The sequence below is a fragment of the Streptomyces sp. NPDC052301 genome, from assembly GCF_044593395.1.
Taxonomy (GTDB): domain Bacteria; phylum Actinomycetota; class Actinomycetes; order Streptomycetales; family Streptomycetaceae; genus Streptomyces.
The window spans coordinates 442,400-457,463 of the sequence record NZ_JBIUBE010000008.1 but is presented as its reverse complement, the minus strand read 5'-3'; the positions used below and the strand labels follow the sequence as shown (position 1 = coordinate 457,463).

At 72.0% G+C, this 15,064-nt stretch carries 13 protein-coding genes; 6 read left to right on the top strand and 7 right to left on the bottom strand.

What is annotated here, in order from left to right; genetic code table 11:
* From ACIHEJ_RS24945 to glgB, 3 genes are all read left to right on the top strand, one after another.
* A partial coding sequence (locus ACIHEJ_RS24945) for an alpha-glucosidase C-terminal domain-containing protein (RefSeq protein ID WP_400138860.1) occupies positions 1–369 on the top strand: 369 nt, incomplete at its 5' end.
* A 95-nt stretch (positions 370–464) separates the two neighbouring features.
* Positions 465–1,850: a maltokinase gene (locus tag ACIHEJ_RS24940; protein WP_400138859.1), complete on the top strand. Its 1,386-nt coding sequence runs from the start codon at positions 465–467 to the stop codon at positions 1,848–1,850.
* 21 nt (positions 1,851–1,871) lie between these two features.
* Positions 1,872–4,187, top strand: a complete 2,316-nt coding sequence (gene glgB / locus ACIHEJ_RS24935; RefSeq protein ID WP_400138858.1) for a 1,4-alpha-glucan branching enzyme — start codon at positions 1,872–1,874, stop codon at positions 4,185–4,187.
* A 54-nt stretch (positions 4,188–4,241) separates the two neighbouring features.
* On the opposite strand, the gene ACIHEJ_RS24930 is transcribed toward glgB, so the two are convergent.
* The 4 genes from ACIHEJ_RS24930 to ACIHEJ_RS24915 all read right to left on the bottom strand — a co-directional run bounded on the left by ACIHEJ_RS24930 (position 4,242) and on the right by ACIHEJ_RS24915 (position 7,968).
* Entirely contained in the window at positions 4,242–6,521 is a 2,280-nt protein-coding gene (locus tag ACIHEJ_RS24930; protein ID WP_400138857.1) for a HelD family protein, read from the bottom strand.
* A 138-nt stretch (positions 6,522–6,659) separates the two neighbouring features.
* A complete protein-coding gene (gene trxA / locus ACIHEJ_RS24925; RefSeq protein WP_400138856.1) occupies positions 6,660–6,992 on the bottom strand; it encodes a thioredoxin in 333 nt (110 codons plus the stop codon).
* Positions 6,989–7,417: a MerR family transcriptional regulator gene (locus ACIHEJ_RS24920; RefSeq protein WP_400138855.1), complete on the bottom strand. Its 429-nt coding sequence runs from the start codon at positions 7,415–7,417 to the stop codon at positions 6,989–6,991. Before ACIHEJ_RS24920 ends, trxA begins: the two co-directional genes overlap by 4 nt.
* A gap of 29 nt (positions 7,418–7,446) precedes the next feature.
* Positions 7,447–7,968, bottom strand: a complete 522-nt coding sequence (locus ACIHEJ_RS24915) for an Lrp/AsnC family transcriptional regulator (RefSeq protein WP_400138854.1) — start codon at positions 7,966–7,968, stop codon at positions 7,447–7,449.
* A gap of 45 nt (positions 7,969–8,013) precedes the next feature.
* On the opposite strand from ACIHEJ_RS24915, the gene ACIHEJ_RS24910 reads away from it, so the two are divergent.
* Positions 8,014–8,928, top strand: a complete 915-nt coding sequence (locus tag ACIHEJ_RS24910) for an NAD-dependent epimerase/dehydratase family protein (protein ID WP_400138853.1) — start codon at positions 8,014–8,016, stop codon at positions 8,926–8,928.
* Position 8,929: 1 nt separating this feature from the next.
* Entirely contained in the window at positions 8,930–9,823 is an 894-nt protein-coding gene (locus tag ACIHEJ_RS24905; protein WP_400138852.1) for an aldo/keto reductase, read from the top strand.
* Positions 9,824–10,164: 341 nt separating this feature from the next.
* Here the strand turns inward: ACIHEJ_RS24905 and ACIHEJ_RS24900 are convergent, their stop codons facing one another.
* Together ACIHEJ_RS24900 and ACIHEJ_RS24895 are read right to left on the bottom strand one after the other, a co-directional pair.
* Positions 10,165–10,929: a DUF2127 domain-containing protein gene (locus tag ACIHEJ_RS24900; RefSeq protein WP_400138851.1), complete on the bottom strand. Its 765-nt coding sequence runs from the start codon at positions 10,927–10,929 to the stop codon at positions 10,165–10,167.
* 108 nt (positions 10,930–11,037) lie between these two features.
* The gene (locus ACIHEJ_RS24895) at positions 11,038–12,708 is read right to left on the bottom strand and encodes an MFS transporter (RefSeq protein ID WP_400138850.1); all 1,671 of its coding nucleotides are present in this window, start codon (positions 12,706–12,708) and stop codon (positions 11,038–11,040) included.
* A 129-nt stretch (positions 12,709–12,837) separates the two neighbouring features.
* Here ACIHEJ_RS24895 and ACIHEJ_RS24890 point away from each other — a divergent pair, with 129 nt between their 5' ends.
* Positions 12,838–13,455 (top strand): TetR/AcrR family transcriptional regulator, encoded by a 618-nt coding sequence (locus ACIHEJ_RS24890; protein WP_400138849.1) that lies wholly within the window; start codon positions 12,838–12,840, stop codon positions 13,453–13,455.
* An 88-nt stretch (positions 13,456–13,543) separates the two neighbouring features.
* On the opposite strand, the gene ACIHEJ_RS24885 is transcribed toward ACIHEJ_RS24890, so the two are convergent.
* Positions 13,544–14,923, bottom strand: coding sequence for a cation:dicarboxylate symporter family transporter (locus ACIHEJ_RS24885; RefSeq protein ID WP_400138848.1), 1,380 nt, complete (start codon positions 14,921–14,923; stop codon positions 13,544–13,546).
* Positions 14,924–15,064: the final 141 nt, after the last annotated feature.

Below are 15,064 nucleotides of genomic sequence, written 5' to 3'. Positions count from 1 at the left end.
AACGTCGAGGCCTCGATGTCCTCCCCGTCCAGCCTGCTGCACTGGACGCGCCGCATGATCGAGATCCGTAAGCAGAACCCCGCCTTCGGACTGGGGTCCTACACCGAGCTGCCGTCGTCGAACCCGGCGGTGCTCGCCTTCCTGCGCGAGGCTCCCCTGTCGAAGGACGGGGAGGACGACCTCGTGCTGTGCGTCCACAACTTCTCGCGCTTCGCCCAGCCCACGGAGCTGGACCTGAGCCGGTTCGGCGGGCGGCACCCGGTCGAGCTGTTCGGCGGGGTCCGCTTCCCGGCGATCGGCGAGCTGCCGTACCTGCTCACCCTCGCGGGGCACGGCTTCTACTGGTTCCGGCTGCGCCGGGAGGCGTAGTCCGGCCGGGTGGGGCGGTGGAGCGTTTCCACCGCCCCACCCGGGGCACGCAAAAGTGACACCCCCTCGCGCTCCGGGGAAAGGACGTGACGTCCATGGCGGACACGGTCACCTCTTCCGGCACCACCCGCTCCCTTCTCGCCTCGCTGGACCCCCTGTTGCGCACGTGGCTGCCGAGGCAGCGCTGGTTCGCGGGCAAGGGACGCCCGGTCACCGGCTTCACCCCGGTGGCCCTCACCGAACTGCTGCCGCCCGAGGGCCGGCTGGGCCTGTACCACCTGCTGCTGCGCGTCCACCAGCCGTCCGCGCTCGGCGCCGAACCGCACCCGGGCGACTGCTACCAGCTCCTCATAGGCGTGCGCGAGGCGCTGCCGCCCCGGCTGGCGCCCGCGCTCATCGGACATCCGGACAAGGGGCCGCTCGCCGGACGCACGGTGTACGAGGCCCTGTACGACGCCCGGCCCGCCGAGGTGCTCCTGGAGGCCCTGCGCACCCGGGCGCACGTCGGCGGGCTGCGTTTCGAGCGGGACCCGCACCAGGAGATCCGCGAGGGTCTCGTGGCCCGGCTGCTGACCGCCGAGCAGTCCAACTCGTCGGTGATCTACGGCGATACGTTCATCCTCAAGCTGCTGCGCCGGGTGGTGCCCGGCATCAATCCCGATCTGGAGATACCCCTGGCCCTGGCCCGCGAGGGCTGCCCGCGGGTGCCCGCGCCGACGGCCTGGGTCCACGCCGAGCTGGACGGCGAGTCGTCCGTGCTGGGCGTCCTTCAGCCGTTCGTGAACGGCGCGAGCGACGGCTGGGAGCTGGCGCTGCGCGAGCTGGCCAAGGGCGAGGACTTCGTCGCCGAGGCGCGGGCGCTGGGCCGGGCCACCGCCGAGGTGCACACCGCCCTCGCCCGCGCCCTGCCGACGGTCACCCTCGGCCATGTGCAGCTGGAGTCACTGGTCGACGGCATGACCGAGCGGCTGGAGGCGGCCGTCCAGGCGGTGCCCGCCCTGCGCCCGTACGAGACCGGGCTCCGCTCGGCCTACACCGCGCTCGCCGATCTGGCCGCCGAGGGCCGCACCTGGACCGCCCAGCGGGTGCACGGCGACCTGCACCTCGGTCAGTGCCTGCGCTCGCCGTCCGGCGCGTGGTCGCTGATCGACTTCGAGGGGGAGCCGGCCCGGCCGCTGGCCGAGCGCCGCATGCCGCAGCCGCCGGTGCGGGACATCGCGGGGATGCTGCGTTCCTTCGACTACGCCGCCCACTCGGCGTCCCCGCCCGCCCTGGACTGGGCGCGGGCCTGCCGGGCCGCCTACTGCTCCGGATACGCGGAGGTGGCCGGCCGCGACCCGCGCACCGATCCGGTGCTGCTGCGGGCCCATGAGACCGACAAGGCGGTCTACGAGGTGGTCTACGAGGCCAGGCACCGGCCCGACTGGCTCCCCGTACCGCTCTCGGCGATCCGTCGCCTCACCACGTCCGACCCGATCTGACCTCGCCCGGGAGACTCGCTCGTGACGTCCAAGAAGTCAGCAACCTCGAAGAACAAGTCCGGTGGCACCAAGGCCGAGAAGAAGAGGGTCACCCCGGCCCCGGCCCCGCAGGTGCCGCCACAGCCGGCGCCGCCCGCCCTGGAGATCGCCGTCTCACCCGCCGTCGACGCGGGCGACCGCGAGCGGCTGCGGCACGGCACCCACCACGATCCGCACTCCGTGCTGGGCGCCCACCCGGTCCCGGGCGGGGTCGCCTTCCGCGCGTTCCGGCCGTACGCGCAGGCGGTCACCGTGGTCTCCGGTGAGCTGCGCGCGGAGCTGCACGACGACGGCGACGGCTTCTTCTCCGGGCTGCTCCCGCTCGCCGAGGTCCCCGTCTACCGGCTGCTGGTGCGGTACGACGGCACCGAACACGAGACGGAGGACGCCTACCGTTTCCTGCCCACGCTCGGCGAGCTGGACCTGCATCTGATCGGCGAGGGCCGGCACGAGCAGCTGTGGCGGGCGCTCGGCGCGCACGTCACGACCGTGCAGGGGGTGGCCGGCACCCGGTTCGCGGTGTGGGCGCCGAACGCGCGGGGCGTACGGGTCACGGGCAGCTTCAACTTCTGGGACGGCAGCGGGTTCCCGATGCGCTCGCTCGGCTCCTCCGGGGTGTGGGAGCTGTTCGTGCCGGGGATCGGCGAGGGCGAGCTGTACAAGTTCGAGATCACCCGCCCGGACGGCTCGCGCACCCTGCGCGCCGACCCGCTGGCCCGCCGCACCGAGACCCCGCCCGCCACGTCGTCGATCGTGCACGCCTCGCACCACGACTGGGGCGACGCGGAGTGGATGGCCCACCGGGCCGACGTCCCGGTGCACGAGGCGCCGTTCTCCGTCTACGAGGTCCACCTGCCGTCCTGGCGCCCTGGCCTGACCTATCGACAGCTGGCCGAGCAACTTCCCGCCTATGTCCGGGAGATGGGCTTCACGCATGTCGAGCTGATGCCGGTCGCCGAGCACCCCTTCGGCGGCTCGTGGGGCTACCAGGTCACCGGCTTCTACGCCCCGACGGCCCGGCTCGGCACCCCGGACGACTTCAAGTACCTGGTGGACCGGCTGCACCAGGCCGGGATCGGTGTGCTGATGGACTGGGTTCCGGCCCACTTCCCGCGCGACGAGTGGGCGCTGGCCGAGTTCGACGGGCGCCCGCTGTACGAGCACCACGACCCGCTGCGCGCCGCACACCCCGACTGGGGCACGCTGGAGTTCGACTTCGGCCGCCGGGAGGTGCGCAACTTCCTGGTGGCGAACGCGGTGTACTGGTGCGAGGAGTTCCACATCGACGGGCTGCGGGTGGACGCGGTCGCCTCGATGCTCTACCTGGACTACTCGCGCGAGCCGGGCCAGTGGTCGCCGAACGAGCACGGCGGCCGGGAGAACCTGGACGCGGTGGCCTTCCTGCAGGAGATGAACGCCACCGTCTACCGGCGCTGCCCGGGCGTCGTGACCGTCGCCGAGGAGTCCACGGCCTGGGACGGCGTCACCCGGCCCACCGACCACGAGGGCCCGAGCGGCTTCGGCGGGCTCGGTTTCGGCCTGAAGTGGAACATGGGCTGGATGCACGACTCGCTGCAGTACATGAGTCACGAGCCCGTGCACCGCAAGTACCACCACGGCGAGATGACGTTCTCCATGGTGTACGCCTACAGCGAGAACTACGTCCTGCCGATCTCGCACGACGAGGTGGTGCACGGCAAGCGGTCCCTGGTGTCGAAGATGCCGGGCGACTGGTGGCAGCGGCGCGCCAACCACCGCGCGTATCTGGGCTACATGTGGGGCCACCCGGGCAAGCAGCTGCTCTTCATGGGCCAGGAGTTCGCCCAGGGCGCCGAATGGTCCGAGGCGCACGGCCCCGACTGGTGGCTGCTCGACCCGTCGTACGGCGCAGAGGCCGATCACCGGGGCGTTCGGGATCTCGTACGGGACCTGAACGCGCTGTACCGGGCGACCCCGGCGCTGTGGCAGCGGGACACCGACCCCTCGGGCTTCCAGTGGATCACCGGGGACGCGGCGGACGACAACGTGTTCGCGTTCCTGCGCCTCGACGCCGACGGCACGCCGCTCCTGGCGGTCTCCCACCTGGCCCCGGTGGTCCGCCACGACTACCGGCTCGGGGTTCCCGACGACGTCCCGGCCTGGCTGGAGGTGCTGAACACCGACGCGGCGGCCTATGGCGGCGGCGACGTCACCAACCCGGACGCGGTGAAGCCGGAGCCCCAGGGCGCCCACGGCCGTCCGGCGAGCATCAGGCTGACCCTGCCGCCGCTGGCCACGGTGTGGCTGCGGCCGGCCTGAGGCCTTGAGGCAGGGCGCGCCGACCCCGGGCGGCGCGCCCTGCGGGGGCGACGGCTAGGCGGCGGTCCCGGCCAAGGCCCGGGGCGGCTCGCCGGTGTACAGCACCCCCAGCCGCTGGGTGGCCCGGGTCAGCGCCACGTACAGGTCGCTGGTGCCGTACCGGGCCGGCTCCACCACCAGGACCGAGTCGAACTCCAGGCCCTTGGACTGGCGCGGGTCGAGCAGGACGACGCTCCGGGTGAGGTCGGGCTCGGCGCCCGCCGTGACCCCGTCCAGGCGGGCGGCCAGTGAGCGGTGCAGGTCGCGCGGGGCGATGACCGCCAGGCGGCCCTCGGCCGGGGTGAGTTCGGCGACCGCCTCGGCGACGGCACCGGGCAGGTCGTCGACGGCCTGCCGCACCCAGGGCCGTTCCCCGGTCGAGCGGACCGAGCTGGGCGGCCGGAAGTCCGGGTGCTCGGCGCGGACCACGGCCGCGGCCAGGTCCATGATCTCGGACGGGGTGCGGTAGTTGACCCCGAGGCGGGTGTGCTCCCAGCGGTCCTCGACGTAGGGGGCGAGGATGTCCGCCCAGGAGCCCACCCCGGCCGCCTCCGCGGTCTGCGCGGGGTCGCCGACCAGGGTCATCGAGCGGGTCGGGCTGCGCCGCATCAGCAGCCGCCAGGCCATCGGTGACAGCTCCTGTGCCTCGTCGACGATGATGTGCCCGAACGCCCAGGTCCGGTCGGCCGCGGCCCGCTCGGCGGCGCTGCGGTGGTCGGCCTCCTCCTGTCGCTCGGCGAACCGCTCGGCGTCGATGATGTCGTGGGCGGAGAGGACCTCGGACGCGTCGGGGTCACTGTCCTCCTTGTCCTCGAACTCGTACGTCCGGGAGGCGTAGGAGACGTCCAGGACGCCCTGGGCGTAGGCGACCTGGGTCTCGCGTTCCCGCTCGGCGCGGGCGCGTGCCTGCCGGTCGTCCTCGCCGAGGAGTTCGGCCGCCTCGTCCAGGAGCGGCACGTCGGCGACGGTCCAGGCGCGGGTCACCGGACGGCGGATCGCGTCGGCGTCCTCCTTCGGCAGGTAGCCGTCGGGCTCCGCGAGGAAGTCGGCGACCAGCCGTTGCGGGGTGATGCGGGGCCACAGCTGGTCGATCGCCGCCCAGACCTCGGGGTTCTCGGCGATCTCGTCGCGGATCTGGGTGATGTCGGAGGGGTCGAGCAGGCTGCTGCCGTCGTACGGGTCGGTGCCCACGCGCTCGGCGTACAGCTCGGTGAGCGTGTTGAGGACGTGGCCCTCGAAGTACTCGCGGGCCGCGTTGTGCGGCAACTTGGCGGCCCGGGTGCGCTCGCGGGCGACGCCGGCCAGGCCGTCGTCGAGCATGAGGACCTCGCGTTCGTGCTCGATCGCGATGACCGGGTCGGGCAGGGCCTGCCGGTCGCGTACGACGGCGGCGAGCACGTCGGCCATGTCGGCGCGGCCCTTCACCGCGGCGGCCTCCGGGGTGTCCGTGGCGGTCGCCCGCACGCCGGGGAACAGCTCGCCGACGGTGGCCAGCAGCACCCCGGTCTCGCCGAGCGAGGGCAGCACCTCGCCGATGTAGCCGAGGAAGGCCGGGTTCGGGCCGACGATGAGCACGGCCCGGCGGGCCAGCAGCTCGCGGTGTTCGTAGAGCAGGTAGGCCGCCCGGTGCAGGGCGACCGCGGTCTTGCCGGTGCCGGGGCCGCCCTCGACGACGAGTACGCCGCGGTGCGGCGCCCGGATGATCTCGTCCTGCTCGGCCTGGATGGTCTGCACGATGTCGCTCATCCGGCCGGTTCGCGCCGAGTTCAGGGCGGCCAGCAGCACGGCGTCGCCGTTGTGGTCCTCGTACCCGGTGCGGGTGGCGTCGCCGAGGTCCAGGATCTCGTCGTGCAGGGTGGTCACCGTCCGGCCCTCGGTACTGATGTGCCGGCGGCGGCGCAGGCCCATCGGGGTGTGCCCGGTGGCCAGGTAGAAGGGACGGGCGACGTCGGCCCGCCAGTCGATGAGGATCGGGGTGCGCTCGGTGTCCTCCTCGCGCAGCCCGATCCGGCCGATGTGGTGGCTGGTGCCGTCGGCCAGGTCGATGCGGCCGAAGCAGAGCGAGCCGTCGACGGCGTTCAGCGCGGCGAGCAGCCCCGACCGCTCGGCGACCAGGATGTCCCGCTCCAGCCGGGCCTGCATGGGCTTGTCGCCCTGGGCGAGCGCGTCCGAGACCGAGGCCTCGGTCTCGCCGCGCAGGACGTCCACGCGCGCGTAGAGTCCGTCGATGAATTCCTGCTCGCCGCGCAATTCATCGTCCGGATATCCGCTGTTCGCCACATGCCTGTTTGACAATTCCGCTCCCGCCCGGATATACTGCGTTCAGTGAACTTCTCCGCGACTTACTGAATGTGAAGTCGCGAACCACTGAATATACGCACAGAAATCCCCCGGGCGCAATTGCACGGGGGATTTCTTCGTGGAGCGCGCGATTTACAGCACGTCGGCCAGCTCCTCCAGCAGCCGGCGCTTGGGCCGCGCCCCCACCATGGACCGCACCGGCTCGCCGTCCCGGAACACCATCAGGGTGGGCGTCGACAGCACGCCGTAGGCGACCGTCGTCCCCGGATTGCGGTCCACGTCCAGCTGGACGATCTTCAGCCGGTCGGCCTCCTCGCCGGCGATGTCCTTCAGTACCGGCGCCAGCTGCCGGCACGGACCGCACCAGTCGGCCGTGAACTGCACCAGCACCGGCCGGTCCGCGCCGAGCACCTCCGCCTCGAAGTCGTCGTCCGTCACCTCGGCCAGCCCGCTCACCAAGCTCATCGTGCAAGCCCTCCCAGTTCGCACACGGGTTCCGGACCCCCCGGAACCAGCGCATCGGCGGCCAGCTCGTCCCGGGCCCGCTCGGCCCGCGCCAACTGCCCGGCGACCGTCTCCCGCACCTCGGTCAGCTCCCCTATGAGCGCGTCCAGCTCCGCCAGCTTGCGGCGGTAGACCACGAGCGAGGCCGGGCAGGAGTCGCCCTCCGGATGCCCGGCGCGCAGGCACTCCACGAACGGCCGCGTCTCCTCCAGGTCGAACCCGAAGTCCTGCAGCGTGCGGATCTGCCGCAGCAGCCTGAGGTCGCTCTCGTCGTAGGTGCGGTGCCCCTTGTCGTCGCGCCGGGCGGGCAGCAGCCCCCGTGCCTCGTAGTAGCGCAGGGTGCGGGTGGTGGTCCCGGCCCGTGCGGCCAGCTCGCCGATTCGCATGGTGCCGACCGTAGGCGTTGACGTCGGCGTCAAGGCAAGTCCGGCGGCAGCAGGGGTGCGCTGCGCACCGGTGAGGACAGCACGATCGACGTCGTGGTCCGGCCGAGCGCGGAGGTCTGCTCCAGGACCTCCTCCAGGTGCCCGGTGTCGGTGACGGCGATCTTGAGGATCCAGCAGTCCTCGCCGACCACGTGGTGCGCCTCGGTGATCTCCGGGCGGGCGATCAGTTCCAGGGTCCGCGGGTGCTTGAGGGTGTAGCCGCCGTGCGGGTCGACCCGGATGAAGGCCTGGATGCCGTAGCCGAGCCGGGCGGGCGCGACCCGGGCGCCGTACCCCTCGACCACACCGGACGCCTCCAGCCGGCGCACCCGTTCGGCCACGGCGGCGGGGCTGAGGCTGACCCGGCGGCCCAGCTCGCTCAGCTTGATCCGGCCGTCGGTCTGGAGCAGCCGGAGGATCTCCCGGTCCACCCCGTCGAACGCCACCGGTGTTTCGTTGGCGACCGACCGCAGATGCCGTGCTTCTTTCGGTGCGGCGGCGGTATCTCCCATGTCTCCCCCTTCAGGGCGCCCTGTCCGGCCCGGAGAATTATGGTCATGACAAAGGCGCGAGAGGTACTGGTCATCGGCGGCAACCGCTATGTCGGCAAGCGGGTGATCGACCGGCTGCTGGCGGCTGGTGACCGGGTCACGGTGCTGAACCGGGGTTCGTCCCCACCGCCGCCGGGCGCGGTGCACGCGATCGCCGACCGGAACGACGGCACGGCCCTGGCCGAGGCGATCGGCACCCGCGAGTTCGACGTGGTCCTCGACCAGGTCTGCTACACCCCGCACCAGGCGGCGCTCGCCCGGCGCGTCCTCACGGGGCGCACCGGCCGCTATCTGATGACCTCGACGGTGGAGGTGTACGAGCACGAGCACTCCGCGCCGCTCCTCACGGAGAGCGCGGTGGACCCCGCGTCGGTCGCCGTGGACCTGGACCTTCCCTGGCAGGACGCGGAGTTCCTCGAAGCGCACTACGGCGAGGGCAAGCGTCAGGCGGAGGCGGTGTTCACGGCCGGTGGCCCGGACCTGCCGTTCGCGTCCGTGCGGGTGGCCCATGTCCTGGGCGGCGCCGACGACTTCACCGGCCGCCTCGGCCACTACGCCGACCGCATCCGCACCGGCGCCCCCATCGCCGTACCGCCGGAGGTGCACCCGGCGACGTACATATACGTCGAGGAGATCGCGGACCTGCTCTCCTGGGCGGCGGGCGAGGACTTCACCGGACCGGTGAACGCCGCCTCCCACGGCCTGCTGACCCTGGACGAGCTGTGTACGGCGGTGGCGGCGCACTTCCCCGAGGGGAAGGCGGTGTTCGAGGTGACCGAGGCGGCCGAGGTCTCCCCCTTCGCCTTCCGCCGCCGCTACGCCATGGACAACTCCCGTGCCGCTGGGCTCGGTTTCTCCTTCGGCGAGGCAGGGCAGTGGCTGCCGCGGGCCGTCGCCGAGACCCTCGGAAAGGATCTCTGACATGCGGTACCGCACCCTGGGCGGGCTGAAGGTGAGCGCGGTGGGACTCGGTGCCATGCCGCTGTCCATCGAGGGCCGCCCGGACGAGGATCGCGCCATGGCCACGGTGCACGCGGCGCTGGACGCGGGCGTGACCCTGCTGGACACGGCCGACTCCTACCACCTTCCGGGCCAGGACCCCGGCCACAACGAACTCCTCCTCGCCCGTGCCCTGGCCGGCTACGGCGGCTGCACCGACGCCGTGCTCGTGACCACCAAGGGCGGCCGGGGCCGGCCGGCCGACGGCGACTGGACGGTGACGGGCACACCCCGGCACCTCAAGGCCGCCGCGGAGGCCTCCCTGAAGCGGCTCGGCGTCGAGGCGATCGGCCTCTACCAGCTGCACAAGCCCGACCCGGCCGTCCCCTTCGAGGAGTCCGTCGGCGCGCTGCGCGACCTGCTGGACGAGGGCAAGATCCGTCTGGCCGGCCTGTCCAACGTGGACACGGACCAGATCCGCCGGGCCCGCGCGGTCCTCGGCGACCGGCTGGCGTCGGTCCAGAACCGCTACTCCCCCGAGGTCCGCGACAGCGACCCCGAGCTGCGCCTGTGCGCGGAGCTGGGCCTGGCCTTCCTGCCCTGGAGCCCGCTCGGCGGCATCTCCCGCAGCTCCCTGGACGGGCCGTCGGCACGGGACTCCGACGACCGGTTCGCCGCCTTCCACGAGGTGGCGCGGGAGCGCGGTGTGAGCCCGCAACAGGTCTGCCTGGCCTGGCTGCTGTCCCTCTCCCCGACCGTGCTCCCGATCCCGGGCGCCAGCCGCCCGCGGACGATCCGGGACTCGGCGGGGGCGGCCGACCTGCTTCTGACGGAGGAGGAGCTGACGCGGCTGGCCGCAGCCGCGCCGGTCTCGTAGCGCGCACGCCGCTCAGCGGCAGAGTTCGTCGAGGTCTTCGGCGAAGGAGGGGGACTCCGCCCCGGCCGCCGCCACGATCACCGGGGTCGGGCGGCGCGGGGTGGTGGCGGTGCCGGGCGGCGACGTCCGCGAGGACGGGGTTCGGGCGGGCGGTCCGGCCGCTCTCGGGGCAGAGGGCCTCCCTGGGGCCATGGCCGTCGGCCAGGACCCGCAGGAAGTCGGAGAGGGGCGCGGCGACCACGCCGGCTTCCTCTTCCGAGCCCAGGAACACCACGGGCTGCTCGATCAGGGCCGGCCCGGCGCCGTCGGCGGACGGCAGCCGTCCTCGGCCCCGACGCGCATCAGACGGTCAGCCCCGCCGACTCCTCCACCTCCATCAGGGAGGCGCTGTGCCGCTCCTCCTCGAAGGCCTTGCGGCCGCCGCGCAGGCCGAACAGGCGCTTGGCGACGGCGATGTAGAGGACGGCGAGGATGTTGAGGACGAGGGTGGCGATCTTCAGGTAGCTGACCTTCTCGGTGAGCTCGTAGATCTCCAGCGGGAGGAAGGCGGCCGTCGCGACGACCGTCAGGTACTCGGCCCAGCGCTTGGCGTACCAGAGGCCGACCGCCTCGATCAGCTCGACCAGGGCGTAGGCGAGCAGGAGCGCCGCCACCAGCAGGAGCGTGTCGTGCTTGTAGCCGAAGGCCTTCTGGATGGAGCCGACGACCGGTGAGTGGTCGAGGTCGTAGTGGAAGTGCCGGAAGACCGGGCGGAAGACGTCCCGGTTCTCGTTGAAGAGCCGGCGCACCGCGTCCCGGCTGTTGCTGAACTTCCACACCGCCACGGCGACGAGCACGATGAACACGCCCCGCACCGCCCGCTCGACGGCCAGGAACCGCAGGATGAACAGGTCCCTGAGGACCTTGCCGCGCGGCACCAGCGGCGCGTCCGCGGCCGGTCCCGTGCCGTGCGGCTCGCCGAGCACGAAGTCGCCGCAGCGCAGGCAGCGCCACACCTCACCGAGCGCGGTGTCGGCGTGCAGCCGGATCCGCAGCCGCGGGTCGTCCGGCGCGTAGGTCACGTGGCCCTTGCGCGCGCAGGTCCGCCGGTCCCAGTCGATCTTCATCCCCCGTGCCTCCACTCACGTACTGACATACACATACTGACGCCACGCACGAACGTGCCGTTCCGGTTGATCCGGCTCGGCACGTTAGTGGACGCGGGGGCGAAGCGGTCAGTCGGCTGCGCTGTCCACCAGCACCTTCTCCTCTTCCTCCACTTCCGCGGCGGCCTCGCGGCGCGGCAGCAGGACGGCGACCAGGAGCGTGCCGATGCCGAGGATCACCGCGCCGACCAGACTGGTGTGTGCGACCGCGTCGGAGAAGGCGGAGCCTACCGCGTCGGCCATCTGGCGCGCGCCGGAGGCGAGTTCGGCGGCCTGCTGCTTGAGCTGTGCGGCCGCTTGCGGGTCCTTGGCCTGCGCCGCCTGCGCGGCCGCCTGGTGCGCCTTGTCGCCGATGCCCTGGGCGACGGCGTACCCGGCGCCGACGGAGTCCCGCGCGGTGTCCAGGGCGCTCGCGGGGAGCTTGCTGCCGGCGGTGGCGTCGGTGAGGTGGTTGCCGTACGACGTGGCGAGCAGCGAGCCGAGGATCGCGATGCCGAGGGAGCCGCCCAGTTCCAGCGAGGTGTCGTTGACCGCGCCGCCGACGCCCAGTTCGGACTCCGGGAAGGCGCCCATGATGGCGTCGGTGCAGGGCGAGAGGGCGAGGCCGATGGCGAGGCCGAGGATGATCAGGGGCGCCACGAGGTCACCGTAGCCCGAGCCCGCGTCGATGCGGGTGAGCAGCGCGAGGGCGGTGGTGCCGCCGACCATGCCCGCGCTGACCGTCCACTTCATGCCGACGCGCGGGGTGAGCCAGCCGGTGAGGGCCGAGCCGACGAAGACGGCGCCGGCCAGCGGCAGCATGCGCACACCGGTCTGCAGGGCGTCGTAGCCGAGGACGAACTGCAGGTGCTGGGTGAGGTAGTAGAAGGCGCCGAAGACGGCCAGGAAGAACAGGGCGACGGCGAGGTTGGAGCCGGCGAACCGGCGGCCGGTGAAGCGGCGCACGTCGAGGATCGGGCGGGGGTGGCGCAGCTCCCAGCCGACGAAGGCGACCAGGCCGAGGCCCGCGACGACCGCGGCGGTGATCGCCTTGACGCCCCAGCCGAAGTGCGGCCCCTCGATGATCATGTAGACGAGGGAGCCGGACCAGATCACCGACAGCAGGCCGCCGACGTAGTCGATGCGGTCGTGGTGGCCGGCCCGGGACGGCGGTACGAGGACGAGGGCGGCGACGATCGCCACGGCCGCGATGGGCACGTTGATCAGGAAGGTCGAGGACCAGCCGTGGTCGCGCAGCAGGGCGCCGGCGACCACCGGCCCGGCGGCGATGGCGAGGCCGGCGGTGGCGGTCCACAGGGTGATCGCCTTGGCCCGCTCGGCGCGCGGGAAGGTCGCGGCGAGCAGGGAGAGCGTGGCCGGCATGATCAGCGCCGCGCCGACGCCCATCACGGCACGGGCCGCGATGACGGTCGCCGCGCTGTCGGCCAGGTACCCGAAGACGGCACCGCCGCCGAAGACGACGAGCCCGAGGACGAGCGCGCCGCGCCGGCTGTACTTGTCGCCGATCGCGCCGAGCAGCAGCATCAGCGCCGCGTAGGGGACGGTGTAGCCGTCGATCACCCACTGCAGGTCGGCGCTGGAGAGCCCGAGGTCCTCGGTCATGTCGGGCGCGGCGACGGTGAGGGCGGTGTTCGCCATCACGATGATCAGCAGGCTCAGGCAGAGCACGAGCAGCGCCCACCAGCGCCGGGCGTAGGGCCGGCCCATCCCTTCGACCGGTTCGGTCATGACGAGTCGCATGGCAGGGGTCGCCTTCCTCGGTGCGCGACGGGAACGTGCAGCTGAATTGCACACTGGCGTGCAATTGCACAACCATGTGCAATGTACGTCCGCTGCACAGCGCTGTGCAAGTCGAGTCGGGAAGGCAGAATGACCGCCATGACCACGGGTAACAGCAGCCGCGCCGACGCCAACCGGCGCCGCATCCTCGACGTCGCCCTCGCCGAACTGCTGCGCGATCCCGACGCTTCCATGGACCAGATCGCGCGCGCCGCGGGCGTCGTACGACGGACGGTGTACGGGCACTTCCCCAGCCGTGAGGCGCTGATCAGTACCCTCGTCGACGAGGCGGTGCAGGCGTTGACGGACGCGGACGCGCAGGTCCGCGCCGGGGTGGACGACCCGGCGGAGGCGGTGGCCCGCTCGGTGCTCGCGATCTGGGAGACGGCCGACCGCTACCGGCTGCTGATCGCCCTGGCCCAGCGCACGGTCACCGTCCAGGGCATCCGCGAACGCCTCGCCCCGCTGCGCGCCGACAAGGTCCGGCTGCTCCAGCGGGGCATGGACAGCGGCGTCTTCAGCACGCCACTGCCCGCGCCGGCCCTCGCGTACGTGCATGAGCAGATGCTGTTCGCACTGATGGAGGCCGTGAACGACGGCCTGCTGACAGCACAGGAGGCGGGCCGCTCGGCCACGGTCACGGTCCTGACCGCGGCGGGCGTGCCCGCCTCGCTGGCCACCGCGCTGGTGGCCAAGGTGAGTGCGTAGAGGGTCGAGGTGAGTGCGCAGAGGGAAGAAACCGAACGCCCGGCCCGGGTTCAGGCGGGGCCGGACGTCCGGAGCTCTTCTCCTCCGATCAGGCTTTCACCAGCCCATCCTCCCGGGACTCGGGAACCTCGGTCACCGTGCCCCGGTTCTCGTCCAGCAGCGTCGTCTCGTCGAACGGCAGCTCACCGGCCAGCACCCGCTGCACACGGACCTTGTCGATCTCCTTGGTCCACGTACCCACCAGCACCGTGGCCACCGCGTTCCCCGCGAAGTTCGTCAGCGCACGCGCCTCGCTCATGAACCGGTCGATGCCGACGATCAGCCCGACCCCGTCGACCAGCGCGGGCTTGTGCGACTGCAGACCGCCGGCCAGGGTGGCGAGCCCGGCCCCGCTGACCCCCGCCGCGCCCTTGGAGGCCAGCAGCAGGAACAGCAGCAGCGGGATCTGCTCGCCGACCGACATCGGCGTCCCCAGCGCGTCCGCGATGTACAGCGACGCCATGGTCATGTAGATCATCGTGCCGTCGAGGTTGAAGGAGTAGCCGGTCGGCACGGTGATGCCGACGACCGGCTTGCTGACGCCCAGGTGCTCCATCTTCGCGATCAGCCGCGGCAGCGCGGACTCGGAGGAGGACGTGGACAGGATCAGCAGGAACTCGCGGGCCAGGTACTTGCACAGCGAGAAGACGTTCACGCCGGCGACGACCCGCAGCACCGTGCCGAGCACGACGAAGACGAACAGGACACAGGTGACGTAGAAGCCCAGCATGAGCACGGCGAGGCTCTTCAGCGCGTCGAGACCGGCCGAACCGGTCACCGCCGCGATGGCACCGAACGCACCGATCGGCGCGGCCCACATCACCATCGCCAGGATGCGGAACACGAGCCGCTGGATGTGCTCGATGCCGCGCAGCACCGGCCGGCCGGCCGTGCCCATGGACTGCAGCGCGAACCCGGCGAGCAGGGCCACCAGCAGCGTCTGCAGGACCTGGTCCCCGGTGAAGGCGGAGACGAACGTGGTCGGGATGATCGACAGCACGAAGTCCACGGGCCCCAGCGCCTCGCTGTCCACCTGGGCGTGACCGGTCTGCTTGAGCGCCTCGGTCACGTGCAGCCCGTCGCCCGGGTGCAGGACGTTGCCGACGACGAGCCCGATGGCGAGGGCGACGAGCGACATCACGAGGAAGTAGCCGAGGGCGATACCGCCGACCGCACCGACCTTGGCGGCCTTCCGTACGGACCCGATCCCGAGCACGATCGTGCAGAAGATGATCGGCGAGATCATCATCTTGATCAGGCTCACGAACCCGGTGCCCAGCGGCTTCAGCTGTACCGCGGCATCGGGCCAGATGAGGCCCACGGCGATACCGAGCGCGACCGCGCCGATGACGGCGATGTACAGGTAGTGGGTCCGGTCCCGCTTCACGCGGGGTGCGGCTGGTGCCGTGTCGGCAGTGCTGGCGGCCACGACTGCCCTCCTTGACGTCTTCGTCGGTGAACACCGGCGTGCGGCTCACGTCCGGGCGTTACTGGGGAATGCCGTGACTATCTCCCGCCCTGTGAGGGCGGTCACCCTTCCGTTCATTTAGTTCACGCTTAACCGGAGAGG

Bases quoted from the DNA above. Each gene is read 5' to 3' on its own strand.
- ACIHEJ_RS24915 (WP_400138854.1), bottom strand. From the start codon at position 7,968: ATGGGAGATACCGCCGCCGCACCGAAAGAAGCACGGCATCTGCGGTCG.
- ACIHEJ_RS24900 (WP_400138851.1), bottom strand. From the start codon at position 10,929: ATGAAGATCGACTGGGACCGGCGGACCTGCGCGCGCAAGGGCCACGTG.
- ACIHEJ_RS24920 (WP_400138855.1), bottom strand. From the start codon at position 7,417: ATGCGAATCGGCGAGCTGGCCGCACGGGCCGGGACCACCACCCGCACC.
- ACIHEJ_RS24910 (WP_400138853.1), top strand. From the start codon at position 8,014: ATGACAAAGGCGCGAGAGGTACTGGTCATCGGCGGCAACCGCTATGTC.
- trxA (WP_400138856.1), bottom strand. From the start codon at position 6,992: ATGAGCTTGGTGAGCGGGCTGGCCGAGGTGACGGACGACGACTTCGAG.
- ACIHEJ_RS24890 (WP_400138849.1), top strand. From the start codon at position 12,838: ATGACCGCCATGACCACGGGTAACAGCAGCCGCGCCGACGCCAACCGG.
- ACIHEJ_RS24905 (WP_400138852.1), top strand. From the start codon at position 8,930: ATGCGGTACCGCACCCTGGGCGGGCTGAAGGTGAGCGCGGTGGGACTC.
- ACIHEJ_RS24940 (WP_400138859.1), top strand. From the start codon at position 465: ATGGCGGACACGGTCACCTCTTCCGGCACCACCCGCTCCCTTCTCGCC.
- ACIHEJ_RS24895 (WP_400138850.1), bottom strand. From the start codon at position 12,708: ATGCGACTCGTCATGACCGAACCGGTCGAAGGGATGGGCCGGCCCTAC.